Below are 18,121 nucleotides of genomic sequence, written 5' to 3'. Positions count from 1 at the left end.
TCAATTCCCCTTGTGCGAGCTGTCGTTGTGGTCCACTTCGTCGTCGCCTTCGTTGGCCGCCGACAATGGACGGGCCGGGGTGCGTTTCTGTCCCGGGCCACCATCGGTCGGCTCGGCTTCGTGGGCCACCGGGCCCTTGCGCACCAGGCGCATCATGTAGCTAAGGCCCGCGCCGAACAGTGCGAAATACACCACCACGAACATGACCAGGGTAAAGCTCATCTGCGCAAAGCTGTGGCCGGACGATGCATCAGCCGTGCGCATCAGGCCGTAGACCACCCACGGCTGGCGCCCGATCTCCGTGGTGAACCAGCCGGCGAGAATGGCGATCAGCCCGGACGGTCCCATCCACAGCACTAGGTGCAGGAACGGTCGCGATTGGAACAGCCGGTCGTTACGACGCAGCCACAAGCTGCACAGGCCGGTGAAGATCATCAGGAAACCCAGGCCTACCATGACCCGGAATGACCAGAACACAATGGTCGAATTTGGCCGGTCTTCAGGCGGGAATTCCTTGAGAGCCGGCACTTGATCGGTCAGTGAGTGCGTCAGGATCAAGCTGCCCAGGTACGGAATCTCCACGGCATATTTGGTTTTTTCTGCCTTCATGTCGGGCCAGCCGAACAGGATCAGCGGCGTGGGCTCGTCACCGACGTTTTCCCAATGGCCTTCGATCGCGGCAATTTTTGCCGGTTGATGCTTGAGGGTGTTGAGGCCATGGAAGTCGCCGATGACCGCTTGTACCGGCGCCACCAACAAGGCCATCCACATGGCCATCGACAACATGCGGCGCACCGCCGGGTTGTCGCGGCCGCGCAGCAAATGCCAGGCCGCCGACGAGCCGACAAAAAACGCCGTGGCGACGAACGCCGCGACCGACATGTGCATCAGCCGGAACGGGAACGAAGGGTTGAACACCACCGCCAGCCAGTCCACCGGAATGACCCGGCCATCGACGATTTCGTAGCCCTGCGGGGTTTGCATCCAACTGTTGGAAGACAGGATCCAGAACGTCGAGATCAGCGTGCCGATCGCCACCATGACCGTGGAAAAGAAGTGCAAGCCACGGCCAACGCGATTCCAGCCGAACAGCATCACACCGAGGAAACCCGCTTCGAGGAAGAACGCCGTGAGCACTTCGTAGGTCAGCAGCGGCCCGGTGACAGCGCCGGCGAAGTCCGAGAAGCGGCTCCAGTTGGTGCCGAACTGATACGCCATGACCAGTCCGGACACCACGCCCATGCCGAAGTTGACGGCAAAGATTTTCGACCAGAAGTGATACAGGTCGCGGTAGGTATCGTCCCGCGTCTTCAGCCACAGGCCTTCGAGCACCGCCAGGTAACTCGCCAGGCCGATGGTGATGGCCGGGAACAGGATGTGGAACGAGATCGTGAACGCAAACTGGATTCGGGCGAGATCGAGCGCCTCCAAACCGAACATAAGTCTTCCTCTGTCAGGTAAAACCGGCTGCGGGCGGGGCCTGCATCACAGCCCCCAGGGATATGGAGTGCGATGCTTTTCAAATCGTTCTTTTTTTAACCGTCACAACGCAGGACTCTGGCCGGATGGCCGCCAGCACAACGCCCCGAAAGGGAATTGACCTGGGTCAAGCAATGCTCAAAGAGTAGTCGCATATCGGCCGATGGACGGCGTGGTCTTTTGTCGCGTGACAGGTTGTCTCAGTGCCACAAAATCCAGATTTCCCAAACCTACACGGACCTGTGGCGAGGGAGCTTGCTCCCGCTCGGTTGCGCAGCGACCGTCAAAATCGAGGGCCGCTACGCCCGAAGCGTCGGTCCGACCCAGCGGGAGCAAGCTCCCTCGCCACAAAAGCCCGCATCAGGTTGAATTGATGTTTTGCTAACTATTTTTTCCCTCCCTCGCAACTTCCAGTTACAGCTCGGTGATAATCTCGCCCTTCACCACTGCGGACCCCGTCACAGATGCCCAGCCAAGCGCCGTTGCTGCTCCGTCACCATCGTCCTTTCATTGCCTTCTGGCTGGCCCGGATCTTCACCGCCAGCGGTTTCCAGATGCTTACCGTAGCCATCGGCTGGAACCTTTATCAACTGACCGGCAACGTCTTGGACCTGGGCCTCGTCGGCTTGGTGGAATTCGCCCCGCGCGTGCTGTTCATGCTTCACACCGGGCATGTGGCGGATCGATACGATCGACGCAAAGTCGCGGCAATCTGCCAGTCATTGCAGGCGATGATTGCCTTGGCCCTGGCGATCGGAAGCGCCACCGACAACGTCACGCGCGAGATGATTTTCATCCTCGCGTTCCTGCTCGGCGCGGCCCGATCCTTCGAAATGCCGACCACCCAGGCCCTGCTGCCGAGCATCGTCCCGGCTGCGCTGTTTCCCCGGGCCGTGGCCGCCGCGCAATCGGCCCAGCAATCGGCGACCATCGTCGCCCCGGCCCTTGGCGGTTTGCTGTATGCCTTCGGCAGCGTCTGGGTCTATGGGCCAACCGTATTGCTCTACATCATTGCCTGTTGCCTGATGCTCAACCTGCCGGCCCGGCAGACACCGCTGAACAAAGGTAAGGCGACCCTCGATTCGCTGTTGGCGGGTATTCGCTTCATTCGCAGCCGTCCGGACATCCTTGGGGCGATTTCCCTGGACCTGTTCGCGGTGCTGCTGGGTGGCGCGACCGCGCTGCTGCCGGTGTTTGCCAAGGACATCCTGCTCACCGGTCCCTGGGGCCTGGGCCTGTTGCGTTCGGCGCCGGCGGTCGGGGCCTTGCTGATGTCACTGTGGCTGGCGCGCTTCGCCGTGGAGCGCAAGGTCGGCCGCGTAATGTTCACCGCCGTGGGCGTGTTCGGCGTCGCCACCATTGCGTTTGGTCTCTCCACTTCATTCTGGTTTTCCCTTGCGGTGCTGGTGGTGCTGGGCGCGGCCGACATGATCAGCATGGTGATCCGCGCCTCGTTCGTGCAACTGGAAACGCCGGACGAGATGCGTGGGCGGGTCAGCGCGGTGAACGGGTTATTTATCGGCGCGTCGAACCAGTTGGGCGAATTCGAATCCGGCCTCACCGCCCATTGGTTCGGCACCGTGCCGGCGGTGGTCATGGGTGGCGTCGGCACGCTGTTGGTGACCGGGGCCTGGATTAAATTGTTCCCGACCCTGGCCCACCGCGACCGGATGCACGCACCCGTGGACGAAGCCAAAACCTAGAGCAACTTGTCCAGGGTGATCGGGAAATCCCGCACTCGCTTGCCCGTGGCGTGGTAGATCGCATTCGCCACCGCTGCGGCCACGCCGACAATGCCGATCTCGCCGACGCCCTTGGAACCGAGGGCGTTGACGATCTCGTCATGTTCCTCGACAAAAATCACGTCTATGTCCCCGATATCGGCGTTAACCGGTACGTGGTATTCAGCCAGGTTGTGATTCATGTGACGGCCCAGGGCGTGGTCCGTCAGGGTTTCTTCATGCAACGCCATGCCGACACCCCAGACCACGCCGCCGAGGATCTGGCTGCGGGCGGTTTTCGGATTGATCACCCGTCCGGCGGCAATCGCGCTAACGACCCGATTGACCTTCACCGTGCCAAGGTCTTCGTCCACCAGCACCTCAACGAATACGGCCGAGTGCGTCGCGGTGGCGTAGGCCTGGCGTTTCTCGTCCGGCCCGGTGGAGACTTCTGCCTGCAACGGCATTTCACCGCTTTTTTGAGCCAGCTCCGACAGCGCGACGCTGGCCGTGCCCATGCGCAGTTCACCGTCGGCAAACGTAACTTGTTCCAGGGTCGCGCCACTGAAGTCAGCGCAGGCCTGCCGGGCCACGGCGAGCAGTTTTTCCCTGAGTGCTTCACAGGCTTGCTGCACCGCCGTGCCCACGGACGAGACGGTGAACGAACCGCCCTGTAGCGGCGCCGTCGGAAGCGATGAATCACCCAGCACAAACGTGACGTTCTCGAGGGAAACGCCTGACGCCTCGGCGGCGATTTGCGTCATGACCGTGTAGGTACCGGTGCCGATGTCGGTGGTCGCGCTGCTCACGGTCAACTTGCCCTCGGCGTCCAGCGATGCCCGGGCGCTGGCCTTCTGCTGCATGGCTTCCCACACGCCACCGGCCATGCCCCAGCCCACTAGTTGCCGGTCCTTGCGCATGCTGCGCGGCTCCGGGTTGCGCTTGTCCCAGCCGAAACGCTTGGCACCTTCGGCGTAACAGGCCCTCAGCTCCTTGCTGGAATACGGCTTGCCCTCGTTTTCGTTGCGCTCGGCGTAGTTGATCAAACGCAACTGCACCGGGTCGATTGCCAACGCACAGGCCAACTCGTCCATGGCGCATTCCAGGCCGATCAACCCAAGGGCCGCGCCCGGCGCGCGCATGTCCAGCGGCGTGTAGACATCCAGCGGCGCCAGTTTGTAGGTCAACGTCACGTTGTCGCAGTGATAGAGCATGCCGCTCCACTCCACCACGTGTTCGGTGAAATCTTCGAAACGCGAGGTCTGGCCGATAGCGGTGTGCGCCACGGCAAGCAACCTGCCGTTGGCGGCGGCGCCCAGTTGCAAGCGCTGGAAGGTGCGTGGCCGATAGCCGAAGGTAAACATTTGCTGGCGCGTCAGGCTCACGCGTACCGAGCGTTTCAACGCCAGCGCGGCCATCACCGCCAGCGGCAATTGATATTGCGGCCGCAGCCCGGAACCGAAGGCGCCGCCGACGAACGCGGCAAACACCCGCACTTGCTCCTTCTCCAGGCCAAACACTTTTTGCACATACTGTTGGCAGTTCTGCGCGCCTTGGGTCTTGTCATGGACATGCAGGCTGCCGTCGGGTTGATACAGCACGGTGGAGGCGTGAGGCTCCATCGGGTTGTGGTGCTCAACCGGCGTGCTGTAGGACACATCCACGCTCAACGCCGAACTGGCGTACTCGCCCTGAAAATTCCCACGGGGCTTGGGCAATTCGGCTGGCGCCGGATGGGCTTCGTTTTGCTGGATGGCCAGGTCGGTCTGATGCGCCTCGGCTTCGTATTCGATGTCCACCAGCGAGCCGGCATAACGGGCCAGTTCCAGGTTCTCGGCGACCACCAGGGCCAGCGGCTGGCCGCTGTAGAGAATCTGCGCGTTGAACAATGGCCGAAACGGCGAGCCCTCCGCCGCGTCGGCATCCTGGTAGGGCTCGTCGTAACTGGCGATTTTCGGGCGATTGCTGTGATCGATCACCGCGACGACACCCGGCAGCGCCAGGGCCCGGGAGGCATCGATACGCACGACGCGGCCCCGTGCAATCGCGCTGGACACTACGCTGCCGTGCAACAAGCCACTCTCGGGGTATTCACCGGCATAACGGGCGCGACCGGTGACCTTGAGCAGGCCGTCGACCCGGTCCAACGGTTGCCCTATGGTTTTGCTCTGTGCGTTCATCGGGCCGCTCCTCCTACCAGTGCCGCTTCGCTCAAGGCGCGGACGATTGCCCGTCGCGCCAGCTTGACCTTGAAGCCGTTGTGCTCAAGCGGTTCGGCGTCCTGCAACAGCGCATCCGCAGCGGCTGTGAAGGTCTCGCGACTGACCGCCTGGCCCGTCAGCCAGCTCTCGACGGCCCGATCGCGCCAGGGCTTGTGCGCCACGCCGCCGAGGGCCAGGCGCGCCTGTCGGATCACCGGCCCGTCCAGCTCCAGCGCCGCCGCGACCGACACCAGCGCGAAGGCATAGGACGCCCGATCACGAATCTTCAGGTAATGGCTGTGTTCGGCAAAACCGGCGGGCGGCAGCTCGATGTAGGTGATCAGCTCGTCATCGGCCAGTTGATTGTCCCGGTCCGGCGCGTCGCCGGGCAGGCGATGGAAATCGGCGAACTCGATGGTCCGTGGACCACCGCGCCCCAGCACATGAACCACCGCATCAAGGGCCGCGAGGGCCACGCACATGTCGGAGGGATGCGTCGCGACACACTGGTCACTCGCCCCCAGGATCGCGTGGATCCGGTTCAAGCCGCTTCGCGCCGGGCAGCCACTGCCAGGCCTGCGCTTGTTGCACGGCACGCTGGCATCGTAAAAGTAATAGCAGCGGGTGCGTTGCAGCAGGTTGCCGCCCGTACTGGCCATGTTGCGAAGTTGTGGCGAAGCGCCCGCCAGGATGGCTTGGGAGAGCAACGGGTAACGACGTTCGATCCACGGGTGCCAGGCGAGGTCGGCGTTGCTCACCAATGCGCCGATCATCACCCCGCCCGAAGGCGTTTCGCTGAGGTCGGCCAGAGGCAGGCCCGTGATGTCGATCAGATGCTCGGGGCGGGTGAGGTTTTCCTTCATCAGGTCCAGCAGGTTGGTGCCGCCCGCGATGAAACGTGAATTCACACTCGACAGTTCGACGGCGGCCTGCAGTGTGTCGGGCTTGCTATAGCGAAAGGGATTCACGACTCACCTCCCGTCTGCTGGCAGAGCGGCAGGGCTTCTTCGATGGCATCGCGGATGTTGTTGTAGGCGCCGCACCGGCAGAGATTGCCGCTCATCAGCTCGCTGATTTCGGCGCTCGTCCGCGCCCGACCCTCGCTGGCCAGGGCCACCGCAGAACAGATCTGCCCTGGTGTGCAGTAGCCACACTGGAAGGCGTCATGCTTGATGAACGCCCGTTGCATGGGATGCAACTCGTCGCCATTCGCCAGGCCCTCGACAGTGGTCAACTCGGCCCCATCACACATCACCGCCAGGGTCAGGCAAGCGTTGATCCGCTTGCCATCGCGCAGCACGGTGCAAGCACCGCATTGGCCGTGGTCACAGCCCTTCTTGCTGCCCACCAGGTCCAACTGCTCGCGCAGCAGGTCCAACAGCGTAGTCCACGGCAGCACCTGCAACTCGCGCACCGCGCCATTGAGGGTCAGACGTATGGGATGAGGGACGAAGGACGCCGGCGTCGCTTCGGACAAAGTCGCGCTCATGGAACACCTCACGGTTAGTCGTACACGCGGCGTTTTGGGAAACCACCGTCATAAGGGGTACGACTTCGGGGTGGGATGAGCGTTCAAGGCGATTGAATGACGAAATATCAGCGTCTGCTACGCAGCCGAGCGGGAGCAAGCTCCCTTCCCTCGCCACGGGGTCGTTACGAATTCTGAAGTGTCACGCCAGCAACTCCGCCGCCACTACGTTTTTCACGCCTTTGCCGGCGAGTTGCTCCACCAGCGCCAGGGCAAACGCGAGGGCAGCAGCCGAGCCTTGCGCGGTGATGCAATTGCCGTCGACCACCACCGGTTGATCGACGAAGCTGCACCCGGACAGTTGCTGGCTCACCGCAGGCAGGCAGGTCATGCGGCGCTGGCGCAGGACGCCGAATGCCTGGAGCACCAATGCCGGGGCTTCGGCGATGGCGGCAAAGAAGCGCCCGGCGGCGGCCTGGTCCTTGATCAACTGCTGCAAAGGCTGATGGGCCGCCAGGTGCTGCGCGCCGATGATGCCGCCTGGCAGGACGATCAAATCGAAATCCTGCACCAGCACGTCCACCAGCATGCCATCGGCGGTCAGGCGCGTGCCGCGTGCGCAGGTGAGCATGCGACGACCCTCTATGCTCGCCACCACCACTTCAAGCTGCGCGCGACGCAACACATCGATCAGCGTCACCGTCTGCAAATCATCGACGCCTTCAGCCACGGCGATCAGGGCTCGGGGGATCTTGGTTCCAGGAATCATGGGCGCTCTCCGCTGGGTGATGCTTGTAGTGTAGGAGCTACCGAAAGGCTGCGATCTTTTGATATGGGGCTCAAGCGTCCGGGTAAAGATCGCAGCCTCGCTGCGCTCGGCAGCTCCTACGTGGAGAGACAGGTTATTTTATGTACAGCTGCGTCGTCATCCGGTTGCCCGGCGCATTGATCGAGACGTTGCTGAAACTGAACGTCCCCTCCTGCTTGCCCTTCAGATCGAAGATGTACACGTAGCCAACCGTCTTGGTGGCCTTCGAGCAGTCATTGAGGTTGCCATTGCTGTACGCACACACGGGCGAGCGGGTGCCGTCGACTTCGAAGCCGTCCAGCGTGACGTTCGGCTGGTGGCCGTAACCGACTTCCAGCACGTAGACCTTGATGTTCGGACCGCTGTGGTCGCAACGGGTCTGCGCCTGACCCGGGGTGATGTCCTCGAAACCACAGGCCGGCGATTCGACCTTGAGCACCTTGACCTCGCTCAGCGGCGGCGCCGATGCGGCGTGGACAACCTGCACGGGCAGCCAGAGGCTCCATGCGCAGATCGAGGCAAATTTTTTCATGCAATACATACTGACCTCCCGGAACCGCGCGCAGTATGGCCCAACTTTTGCGACTGCACACTTAGGCGACTGCACACTTCGCGACAGAACACCTTTGCGACTCAAGACAGAGGATCGCAGCCACATCGCCGCGCTGTTATGATGCGCGGCTTTTTCCGACCCACAGAAAATCCGGCCGCCATGGGTGTGCTGTGCTTTGCTGTTGAGGTCGATACATTCACGGCGCCGGGCGCGCCACGGGGAGCAGACATGCTGGAAAGGCTGTTTCAACTCAAGGCACACAACACCAACGTGCGGACCGAGATTCTGGCGGGCGTCACGACCTTCCTGGCCATGGCCTACATTCTGTTCGTGAACCCGAGCATTCTCGGCGAAACCGGCATGGACAAGGGTGCGGTATTCGTCGCCACTTGCCTGGCGGCGGCCATCGGCTCGACGGTGATGGGGCTGATTGCCAACTACCCGATCGCCCTCGCGCCGGGCATGGGCCTGAATGCCTTCTTTACCTACACCGTGGTCCTGCACATGGGCCACACGTGGCAAGTGGCGCTGGGTGCGGTGTTCGTCTCCGCCGTGCTGTTCTTCCTGTTGTCGATCTTCCGCATCCGCGAATGGATCATCAACAGCATCCCGCTGCCGCTGCGCTCGGCCATTGCCGCCGGTATCGGGCTGTTCCTGGCGCTGATTGCCCTGAGCAATGCCGGCATCGTGGTGAAAAACCCGGCGACTATGGTCGGCCTCGGCGACCTGAAACAACCGGCACCGATCCTCGCGACCCTCGGCTTTGTCCTGATCGTTGCCCTCGAAGCCTTGAAGGTACGCGGCGCGGTGCTGATCGGCATCCTGGCGGTCACCATCGTCTCGATCCTGATGGGCTTTACCCCGTTCAACGGCGTCATTTCCGCACCGCCATCCCTGGCCCCGACCTTCCTGCAACTGGATATCATGGGCGCCTTGGACATCGGTCTCGTGAACGTGATCTTCGCCTTCCTGTTTGTCGATCTGTTCGACAACTCCGGCACCCTGATCGGCGTCGCCAAGCGCGCCGGGTTGATGGGCAAGGACGGCCACATGCCGAAGATGGGCCGCGCGCTGATCGCCGACAGCACCGCCGCGATGGCCGGTTCGCTGCTGGGCACGTCGACGACCACCAGCTACATCGAATCGGCGGCGGGCGTCAGCGCCGGCGGACGCACCGGCCTGACGGCCATCGTGGTGGCGATCCTGTTCCTGTTGGCGCTGTTCTTCTCGCCGCTGGCCGCCAGCGTCCCGGCCTTCGCCACCGCCCCGGCGCTTTTGTTCGTCGCGGTATTGATGACCTCCGGCCTGGCGGAAATCGACTGGGACGACATCACTGTCGCCGCCCCGGTCGTGATCACTGCCCTGGCCATGCCGTTCACTTATTCCATCGCCAACGGCATTGCCTTCGGCTTCATCGCTTGGACCGCCATCAAGCTGGTCTCCGGTCGTGGCCGTGAGCTGAACCCTGCGCTGGTGATCCTGTCGATTCTGTTCGTTATCAAGTTGGGTTGGTTCAACGCATGACTTTTGATTCCCAAGCCTACGCCGCCCAGTTGCAGGGCAAGGTCACGCGCTTGCGTGACCTTCTGGCCCCTTTTGAGGCGCCAGAGCCTGCCGTATTCGACTCGCCCCTGGGCAACTTCCGCCTGCGGGCCGAATTTCGTCTGTGGCGCGAGGCCGGCGAACGGCATTACGCGATGTTCTCCCAGGACGACAAGCGCACGCCGATCCTCATCGAAGAATTTCCCATCGCCAGCCTGCGCATCAACCAGTTGATGCCGCAACTCAAGGCAGCCTGGCAGGCCAGCGCGCCGTTGAGCCACAAGTTGTTCCAGGTAGAATTCCTCACCACCCTGGCCGGCGACGCGATGATCACCCTGTGCTACCACCGCCCGCTGGATGAACACTGGCATGCCGCGGCATCGAAACTGGCGGCCGCCCTGGGCGTCAGCATCATTGGTCGCTCCAAGGGCAAACGCGAAGTGATCGGCCATGATTACGTGGTGGAAAAGCTCGATGTCGGCGGTCGCATCTTCAGCTATCGCCAACCCGAAGGCGCCTTCACCCAGCCCAACGGCACGGTGAACCAGAAGATGCTCAATTGGGCGTATGAAGCCCTGGGCGATCGTGCTGACGACTTGCTGGAGCTGTACTGCGGCAACGGCAACTTCACGCTGCCGCTGGCAACCCGCGTGCGCAAAGTGCTGGCCACCGAAATCAGCAAGACCTCGGTCAACGCTGCGCTGAGCAACCTCAGCGAGAACGCTGTGGATAACGTCACGCTAGTGCGCCTGTCCGCCGAAGAACTGACCGAAGCCTTGAACGAAGTCCGCCCGTTCCGTCGCCTGCAGGGCATCGACCTGAAAAGCTACGAATTCGGCAGCGTCTTCGTCGACCCGCCTCGCGCCGGCATGGACCCGGACACTTGCGAGCTGACGCGGCGCTTCGACAACATCCTGTACATCTCCTGCAATCCCGACACCCTCGCCGCGAACATCGCGCAACTGAACGACACCCACCGCATCACCCGCTGCGCGTTGTTCGATCAATTCCCGTGGACCCATCACATGGAATCCGGGGTGTTGTTGACTCGGCGCTGATCTACGCAAACCTTCGTGGCGAGGGAGCTTGCTCCCGCTCGGTTGCGCAGCAACCGCAAAAAACCTGGGGCTGCTGCGCAGCCCAGCGGGAGCAAGCTCCCTCGCCACGATTGCCCGCCCTTATCTTTCGATCCGAGGCAATGTTCGATCATCGAACACTTATTGCCCGTCGACCGCTGCTTTATTTGACCAAATTAACCAACTAGTACAATTTAACTCCACCGGCTGAATCCCCGCCGACACCAACAATAAAAATGTGGAGAAATGTGCGATGCCTCCGATCGTTCTGGTGCTCAACGGCCCGAACCTGAACCTGCTCGGCACCCGCGAGCCGGCAACCTATGGCCACGAAACCCTGGCTGACATTTCTGCTTTATGTGGCCGCACCGCCGAGGAGTTGGGCCTGGCCGTGGAGTTTCGCCAGACCAATCAGGAAGGTGAATTGCTCGACTGGATTCACGGTGCCCGTGGCCGGTGCGCCGGGATCATCATCAACCCGGCGGCCTGGACCCACACCTCCGTGGCAATCCGCGACGCCCTGGTGGCGAGCGAAGTCCCAGTGATCGAAGTCCACCTTTCCAACGTCCACGCCCGCGAGACGTTCCGCCACCATTCCTTTGTTTCCTCGGTGGCCATCGGCGTGATGTGCGGGTTTGGCAGCCATGGTTATCGCCTGGCCCTGGAACATTTCAGTCAGCGGTTGAAGGGTTGATGCGCATGTCGAATATCACTGTGCTGGCCGGGCTCATCGGCGCGGGCATCCAGGCGTCGCGCACGCCGACGCTGCATGAGCGCGAAGGCGATGCCCAAGGCATGCGCTACCTGTATCGCTTGATCGATCTCGATGCGTTAAAACTCGACAGCAGCGCTCTGCCCGACTTGCTGCTCGCCGCCGAGCGCATGGACTTCACCGGCCTGAACATCACCTTTCCCTGCAAGCAGGCGATCATCCCGCTGCTGGACGAGCTGTCGCCCGAGGCCAACGGCATCGGTGCGGTGAATACCGTGGTGCTCAAGGACGGCAAGCGCATCGGCCACAACACCGACTGCCTGGGGTTCGCCGAAGGTTTTCGCCGTGGCCTGGGGGATGTGGCGCGCAAACGCGTGGTCCAGATGGGTGCCGGTGGCGCTGGCGCGGCGGTGGCCCACGCGCTGCTGCTGGAAGGCGTGAAGACACTGAGCATCTTTGACGTCGAGACTCGCCGTGCCGAGGCGCTGGCCGACAACCTGAACCAACACTTCGGCGCCGGCCGCGCTCGCGCAGGCCATGAGCTGTCAGCCGCCATGGCCGAGGCCGACGGCCTGGTGAACACCACGCCCATGGGCATGGCGAAACTGCCGGGCATGCCGGTGCCGGTCGAGTTGTTGCGAAGCGCTTTGTGGGTCGCGGAAATCGTCTATTTCCCGCTGGAAACCGAACTGCTGCGCAACGCCCGCGCCCTCGGCTGCCGCACGCTGGACGGTGGCAACATGGCGGTGTTCCAGGCGGTGAAGGCGTTCGAACTGTTCAGCGGCGTGGCGCCGGATGCACAGCGGATGCTGGCGCATTTCCAGAGCATGAATCACTAAAGCCGAGTGAAAATCCCTGCGAGGAATGAACTGTGGGAGCGAGCTTGCTCGCGATTGCGGTACACCAGTCACCATCGAGGTTGGCTGATCCACCGCTATCGCGAGCAAGCTCGCTCCCACACAGGATTGCTTGCACGTCAGGTTCGGTGTCAGGCCCGCAAGTACCGCAACACCGACTCACACACCATCTGCCGATGCCGCTGCTTGACCGCTTCGTCCGACAGGTCGATCTGGAAGATTTCACCGAATGTCTGGCGGTTGGATACCCGGTAGAAGCAGAACGAGCTGATCAACAAATGTACGTCCAGCGGCTCGAGGCCGGCACGGAATACGCCTTCTTCGGCGCCACGACGCAGGATCACGCCCAGGGAATCGAGGATGGTGTTGGTCATCGCCTTGATCGCACCGGACTGTTTCACGTATTCGGCGTTGTGGATGTTTTCGATGCAGACGATGCGCACGAAATCCACGTTGCGGTCATGGTGGTCAAAGGTGAACTCCACCAGGCGTCGGATCGCGTCGACCGGCGCGAGCTCCGCCAGGTGCAGGCGGCTTTCGGTCGTGCGGATATCACCGTAGAGTTTCTCCAGCACCTCGACGTACAACTGCTCCTTGCTGCCGAAGTAGTAATAGATCATGCGCTTGGAGGTGTGGATGCGCTCGGCGATGGCGTCGACCCGAGCACCGGCCAGGCCTTGCTGGACGAATTCGACGATGGCTTCCTGGAGAATGTTTTCCCGGGTTTTCTCCGGGTTGTTCTTGCGACTCTTGCGCGGCGCGGCGACAGGCTCGTCGATGGCTGCGGAAAGCTCTGGATTATTAGTCATTGCGGGCTCAGGCCATCACTGCACAGGTTGGCGATTATGGGCCGCACCGGGCAGTGAAGGAAGCCAAGGCACCGCCCTTTACCGCCACGGTTACGATTTCCCTACAACTTGGCGTGTCGCACGCCGCCGCTGCGGGACTTGGCCATGGCCGCCAGGCGCACCGCGACGTTGGCCGCGCCGTAACCGGCGTAACCGTTCTTGCGCTGGATGATCTCGAAGAAAAACCGCCCTTCGAACGGCTCGGTATAGACATGGAACAGCTCACCGCCCTGGGCATCACGGTCGTACAGCACGTTGAAGTAGGCCAGTTCGCTGAGAAACTCGTCGTCGAAATCGAAACGCGCCGCCAGGTCATCGTAGTAGTTGAGCGGAATGTCGAGCAACGGCACCCCGGCCTCCTTGGCACGACTGACCTGGGCGAAGATGTCATCGCAATCGAAGGCGATGTGATGCACGCCGGAGCCGCGATAACTCGACAAGGCGTGTGAGATCGCGGTGTTGCGGTTCTCGGAAATGTTCAGCGGCAAGCGAATCGAGCTGCAACGACTGCGCAGGGCACGGCTTTTCACCAGGCCATAAGGGTCGGGCAGCACCACTTCATCGTCAGCCTCGAAATCCAGCAGGCTCTTGTAGAACAGCACCCAACTGTCGAGGCTGTCGGCCGGCAACGCCATCGCCATGTGGTCGATGCGCTTGAGCCCTGCGCCAATGGCGGCAGCGGGTTGCAAGTTGAAATCGGTGCCATAGACATCGGCGTCCCGGTCCACCAGGTAGATCAGGCTGCTGTCCGGCGCGCGCACCGCCGCCAGCTCCAGTTCGTTGGGCCCGACCAGGCCGCGATAAGGCTGGCCTTTGTAGGCTACGGCCCGTTTCAGGGCGCTGGCGCTGTCCTTGACCCGTACCGCCATGGCGCACAGCGACGGGCCATGGGCTTCGAAAAAGCTGTGGGCGAACGAGTACGGCTCGCAATTGAGGATCAGGTTGATATCGCCCTGGCGCAACAGGCTGACGTTCTTGGAGCGATGCTGGCCGGCCTTGACGAAACCCAGGCGCTCCAACCAATGGGCGAGCTTGGCCCCCAGGTTATCGTCGACAGCGAACTCCAGGAACTCGATGCCGTCGTACTCGCTGGCCGGCGCTGTCTCGAACAGAATGTCAGGCTTTTGCGCAGGCACTTGTTCGGCCAGGCGCTGACGGGTCTTTTCTTCCAGGTACAGCAACGAACGCAAGCCGTCGGCAGCGTTGGCCCGTGGCGGCGCGGCGCGGAAACCGTCGTTGAAGATCTCCAGCGACAGCGGGCCGGTGTAGCCGCTCTGGATGATCGGCGCGAGGAAACCTGGCAAGTCGAATTCGCCCTGGCCCGGGAAACAGCGGAAATGCCGGCTCCACTCCAGGACGTCCATCGCCAGGATCGGCGCATCGGCCATTTGCACAAAGAAGATCTTGTCGCCGGGAATCTCGGCTATCGCGCTCGGGTCGCCATTGAGGGACAAGGTGTGGAAGCTGTCGAGCAGCACGCCGAGGCTCGGATGATCGGCCTGGCGCACGATGTTCCAGACCTGTTGATACGTATTGACGTGCCGGCCCCAGGCCAACGCCTCGTAGCCAATGCGCAAGCCACGCGCGCCGGCCCGCTCGGCCAGCAGGCGCAGGTCGTCGATCAGGATCTGTTCATCGCCAACGCTGTCAGCCGAGGCATTGCTGCACACCAGCACCAGGTCGGTGCCCAACTCCTGCATCAAATCGAATTTGCGCTCGGCCCGTTCCAGGTTGCGCGCCAGGCGATCGCGGCGGCAGCCTTCGAAATCGCGAAAGGGCTGGAACAGCGTGATGGCGATGCCCAGGTCGGCGCACATCTGCCGGATCTCCCGAGGGCTGCCATCGTAATAGAGAAGGTCGTTCTCGAAGATTTCCACGCCGTCGAAACCGGCGGCGGCAATGGCTTCGAGTTTTTCCGGCAGGGTACCGCTCAACGAAACGGTGGCAATGGAACGCTGCATGACTTCGGCTCCCGGGACAGGCGTCGGCTACAAGAGATGCGCCGCTTTTGAAAGAGTCAGGGGATTATTGAGCTGCCGGTTTCATTGGGCAATTTAATATGTACCGTCTGGTTAGTTTTTTGGGCGATTATCGAACACAATGCCCGATCAGCGAATTGACTACTTTTTGTCCACTGCCCACCATCGGCCCCACATTGACGCCTGACTTCGGGTTCAATGCAGACCCAGACCACACCATAAGAATTTCAAGAACGGGTGCACCTTATGATTCCTTCCCAAAGTTCCCGCCTGGCCCCCGGCCCGGTTGCCACCCACGGTGGCATCGGCGACAAGATCCGTGGCGCGATGGCCGTGGGCAAGACCCGTTGGGGCATGCTCGCCCTGGTGTTTTTTGCGACCACGCTGAACTACATCGACCGCGCTGCCCTCGGGGTGATGCAGCCGATCCTGGCCAAGGAAATGAGCTGGACGGCGATGGACTACGCCAATATCAACTTCTGGTTCCAGGTCGGTTATGCGGTCGGTTTCGTGCTGCAGGGCCGATTGATCGACCGGATCGGCGTCAAGCGCGTGTTCTTCTGCGCCGTGCTGCTCTGGAGCCTGGCGACCGGTGCCCATGGCCTGGCGACCTCGGCAGTGGGCTTCATGGTGTGCCGCTTCATTCTCGGCCTGACCGAAGCCGCCAACTACCCGGCCTGTGTTAAAACCACGCGACTGTGGTTCCCGGCGGGCGAACGGGCCGTGGCCACCGGTATTTTCAACGCCGGAACCAACGTCGGTGCGATGTTTACCCCGATGCTGCTGCCACTGATCCTGCACGTCTGGGGCTGGCAGGCCGCGTTCCTGTGCATGGCGACGCTGGGCGGGATCTGGCTGCTGTTCTGGGGCCTGAAATACTTCAACCCCGAAGACCACCCGAGCGTGAAGCAGTCGGAACTGGACTACATCCAGGCCCAGGACGAACCGGACCAGGCCCGCGTGCCCTTCTCTCGTATCCTGCGCATGCGCGGCACCTGGGCGTTCGCCCTGGCCTATTCGATGACCGCGCCGGTGTTCTGGTTCTACCTCTACTGGCTGCCGCCGTTCCTGAACCAGCAATACAACCTGGGCATCAACGTGACCCAGATGGGCATCCCGCTGATCATCATCTACCTGACCGCCGATTTCGGCAGCGTCGGCGGCGGGATCCTGTCGTCATTCCTGATTGGCCGCGGGGTCAATCCGATCAAGGCGCGACTGATGTCCATGTTGCTGTTCGCCTGCTGCATCGTCGGGGTGATCATGGCGGCCGGCTCCAGCAGCCTGTGGGTGGCGGTGTTTGCAATTTCCCTGGCCATCGGCGCGCACCAGGCCTGGACCGCCAACATCTGGAGCCTGGTGATGGACTACACGCCCAAGCACATGATGAGCACGGTGTTCGGCTTCGGCGGCATGTGCGCGGCCATCGGCGGGATGTTCATGACGCAGTTGGTGGGGCACATCCTCACGATCACGAACAACAACTACACGGTGCTGTTCACCCTGATCCCGGCGATGTACTTCATCGCGCTGACCTGGATGTACTTCATGGCACCGCGCAAGGTGCCTACGCTGGAAAGCTGATGGGGCTGGAGATGACTGTTTGTCCGGGGGCATGGTGGACCTGTGGCGAGGGAGCTTGCTCCCGCTCGATTGCGTAGCAATCGCAAAAAAAACGAGGGCTGCGGAGCAGCCCAGCGGGAGCAAGCTCCCTCGCCACAGAAGGCTGTGCTAGCCACAGGGACTGCGCGGGCCACAAGGGTTCTGTGTAGCGGTTATTTACGCCGCTGTTGCCACGCCGCCGCCAACCCACTCAAGCAGATCAAGGTAATCCCCACCACCGTGGTCAGCGTCGGCGTATGGCTGAAAAACAACCAGCCCAACAACCCGGCAAAGATGATCTGGCAATACCCGAACGGCGCGAGCAGCGCCGGGGCGGCGAAACGGAAGGCCTGGGTCAGCATCAAGTGCGCGGTCATCCCGCAGGCTCCCAGCGCCAGCATCATCAAGCCGTGGGTCACGCTGGGCACCTGCCAGAAGAACGGCACCAAGGCGCTCATCACCAACGTGTTGCACAACCCGGCAAAAAAATTGCTGGTCGTGGGGCTGTCGATCTCGGCGAGTTTGCGCGTGAGCAGTTGGTAGAAGCAGAAAAACAGCGCCGAACAGAACGGCAACAACACCGCCGGCGTGAACAGATCGCCGCCGGGATGAACAATGATCAACACCCCGATGAACCCGAAGATCACCGCGATCCACTGACCACGCGTCACATGCTCGCCCAGCAGCGGTACCGACAACGCAGTGACCAGCACCGGAGCGAGGAAGTTGACCGCCGTCGCCTCCGCCAACGGGATGAACATCAGCGAAGTGGTGAAAAACAAACTGGTGCCCAACAGGCACAACGCCCGGGCAACCTGCCACAACGGGCGCTTGGTGCGCAGGACGCGCAGCCCCGAGCGCGGCAGGAAAATACCCGCCATCAACAAGGTGTGCACCACGTAGCGGGCCCAGACCACCATGATGATCGGATAGAAACCCGAGAGGTATTTGGACAACGCATCGTGACTGGAGAACAAAAACGTTGCGACCAGAATAAGCACGATGCCCTTGAAAGCCTGATTGACACCGGAGAGCGGAGTGCTGATGGTCATGAAGGAAACCTGCGTTGCTTGAAGTTGGGGCCGTGACGCACAGTGCAGATATTGGGCCAGCGAGGGTTCCGATAGTTCTGGATCCCAAGTGTAATGAAAAATCCGCCACCCGGCAGGATCGGCTCAGCGATGAACCAAAATCCTTGTCCGTTGCCTCAAGGCTCAAGCACGGCGCGCGCCTTGGGCGCCCGGAAGCTAGACTCATCGCCACAGCAGCCATTTC

General features: G+C 62.0%; 15 protein-coding genes. 6 read left to right on the top strand and 9 right to left on the bottom strand.

The features are described 5' to 3' along the window. A complete protein-coding gene (locus tag FHK92_RS19420) occupies window positions 1-1,440 on the bottom strand; it encodes a cytochrome ubiquinol oxidase subunit I (protein ID WP_181289466.1) in 1,440 nt (479 codons plus the stop codon). 503 nt (window positions 1,441-1,943) lie between these two features. Between FHK92_RS19420 and FHK92_RS19415 the strand changes: the two genes are divergently transcribed. Continuing rightward, window positions 1,944-3,182 (top strand): MFS transporter, encoded by a 1,239-nt coding sequence (locus tag FHK92_RS19415; protein ID WP_181289465.1) that lies wholly within the window; start codon window positions 1,944-1,946, stop codon window positions 3,180-3,182. Here FHK92_RS19415 and FHK92_RS19410 read toward each other — a convergent pair. From FHK92_RS19410 to FHK92_RS19390, 5 genes are all read right to left on the bottom strand, one after another. Next, window positions 3,179-5,380, bottom strand: coding sequence for a xanthine dehydrogenase family protein molybdopterin-binding subunit (locus FHK92_RS19410; RefSeq protein WP_181289464.1), 2,202 nt, complete (start codon window positions 5,378-5,380; stop codon window positions 3,179-3,181). The genes FHK92_RS19415 and FHK92_RS19410 overlap by 4 nt on opposite strands. Next, window positions 5,377-6,369, bottom strand: a complete 993-nt coding sequence (locus tag FHK92_RS19405) for an FAD binding domain-containing protein (RefSeq protein WP_181289463.1) — start codon at window positions 6,367-6,369, stop codon at window positions 5,377-5,379. The genes FHK92_RS19410 and FHK92_RS19405 overlap by 4 nt, the downstream gene beginning before the upstream one ends. Beyond that, the gene (locus tag FHK92_RS19400) at window positions 6,366-6,890 is read right to left on the bottom strand and encodes a (2Fe-2S)-binding protein (protein ID WP_181289462.1); all 525 of its coding nucleotides are present in this window, start codon (window positions 6,888-6,890) and stop codon (window positions 6,366-6,368) included. Before FHK92_RS19400 ends, FHK92_RS19405 begins: the two co-directional genes overlap by 4 nt. A gap of 181 nt (window positions 6,891-7,071) precedes the next feature. Further along, window positions 7,072-7,638 carry a DJ-1 family glyoxalase III gene (locus tag FHK92_RS19395; protein ID WP_181289461.1) on the bottom strand — a complete coding sequence of 189 codons (567 nt, stop codon included), beginning with the start codon at window positions 7,636-7,638 and terminating at the stop codon, window positions 7,072-7,074. Window positions 7,639-7,771: 133 nt separating this feature from the next. Further along, window positions 7,772-8,209, bottom strand: a complete 438-nt coding sequence (locus FHK92_RS19390; RefSeq protein WP_258232692.1) for a YolA family protein — start codon at window positions 8,207-8,209, stop codon at window positions 7,772-7,774. Window positions 8,210-8,458: 249 nt separating this feature from the next. Between FHK92_RS19390 and FHK92_RS19385 the strand changes: the two genes are divergently transcribed. The 4 genes from FHK92_RS19385 (at window position 8,459) to FHK92_RS19370 (ending at window position 12,399) form a co-directional block, all read left to right on the top strand. Further along, window positions 8,459-9,754 carry an NCS2 family permease gene (locus FHK92_RS19385; protein WP_181289459.1) on the top strand — a complete coding sequence of 432 codons (1,296 nt, stop codon included), beginning with the start codon at window positions 8,459-8,461 and terminating at the stop codon, window positions 9,752-9,754. Continuing rightward, window positions 9,751-10,830, top strand: coding sequence for a tRNA (uridine(54)-C5)-methyltransferase TrmA (gene trmA, locus FHK92_RS19380; RefSeq protein WP_181289458.1), 1,080 nt, complete (start codon window positions 9,751-9,753; stop codon window positions 10,828-10,830). The genes FHK92_RS19385 and trmA overlap by 4 nt, the downstream gene beginning before the upstream one ends. A 271-nt stretch (window positions 10,831-11,101) precedes the next feature. Then, window positions 11,102-11,542: a type II 3-dehydroquinate dehydratase gene (aroQ, locus tag FHK92_RS19375; protein WP_181289457.1), complete on the top strand. Its 441-nt coding sequence runs from the start codon at window positions 11,102-11,104 to the stop codon at window positions 11,540-11,542. A 5-nt stretch (window positions 11,543-11,547) separates the two neighbouring features. Further along, entirely contained in the window at window positions 11,548-12,399 is an 852-nt protein-coding gene (locus tag FHK92_RS19370) for a shikimate dehydrogenase (protein ID WP_375154617.1), read from the top strand. A gap of 149 nt (window positions 12,400-12,548) precedes the next feature. Here the strand turns inward: FHK92_RS19370 and FHK92_RS19365 are convergent, their stop codons facing one another. Together FHK92_RS19365 and quiC are read right to left on the bottom strand one after the other, a co-directional pair. Further along, on the bottom strand, window positions 12,549-13,226 hold the full coding sequence (locus FHK92_RS19365) for a TetR/AcrR family transcriptional regulator (protein WP_181289455.1): 678 nt from the start codon (window positions 13,224-13,226) through the stop codon (window positions 12,549-12,551). 101 nt (window positions 13,227-13,327) lie between these two features. Continuing rightward, window positions 13,328-15,226, bottom strand: coding sequence for a 3-dehydroshikimate dehydratase QuiC (gene quiC, locus FHK92_RS19360; RefSeq protein ID WP_181289454.1), 1,899 nt, complete (start codon window positions 15,224-15,226; stop codon window positions 13,328-13,330). A 264-nt stretch (window positions 15,227-15,490) separates the two neighbouring features. Here quiC and FHK92_RS19355 point away from each other — a divergent pair, with 264 nt between their 5' ends. Next, complete coding sequence (locus FHK92_RS19355) at window positions 15,491-16,828, top strand: MFS transporter (protein WP_181289453.1); 1,338 nt, start codon at window positions 15,491-15,493, stop codon at window positions 16,826-16,828. 191 nt (window positions 16,829-17,019) lie between these two features. Here FHK92_RS19355 and FHK92_RS19350 read toward each other — a convergent pair whose 3' ends face one another. Further along, a complete protein-coding gene (locus FHK92_RS19350; protein WP_030140327.1) occupies window positions 17,020-17,898 on the bottom strand; it encodes a DMT family transporter in 879 nt (292 codons plus the stop codon). Between the last annotated feature and the right edge of the window lie 223 nt (window positions 17,899-18,121).

It is taken from the genome of Pseudomonas brassicacearum subsp. neoaurantiaca (assembly GCF_013608025.1).
Classification (GTDB): Bacteria; Pseudomonadota; Gammaproteobacteria; order Pseudomonadales; family Pseudomonadaceae; genus Aquipseudomonas.
Note: the sequence above shows the minus strand (reverse complement) of the source record. Positions and strands in the feature narration are given on the sequence as shown.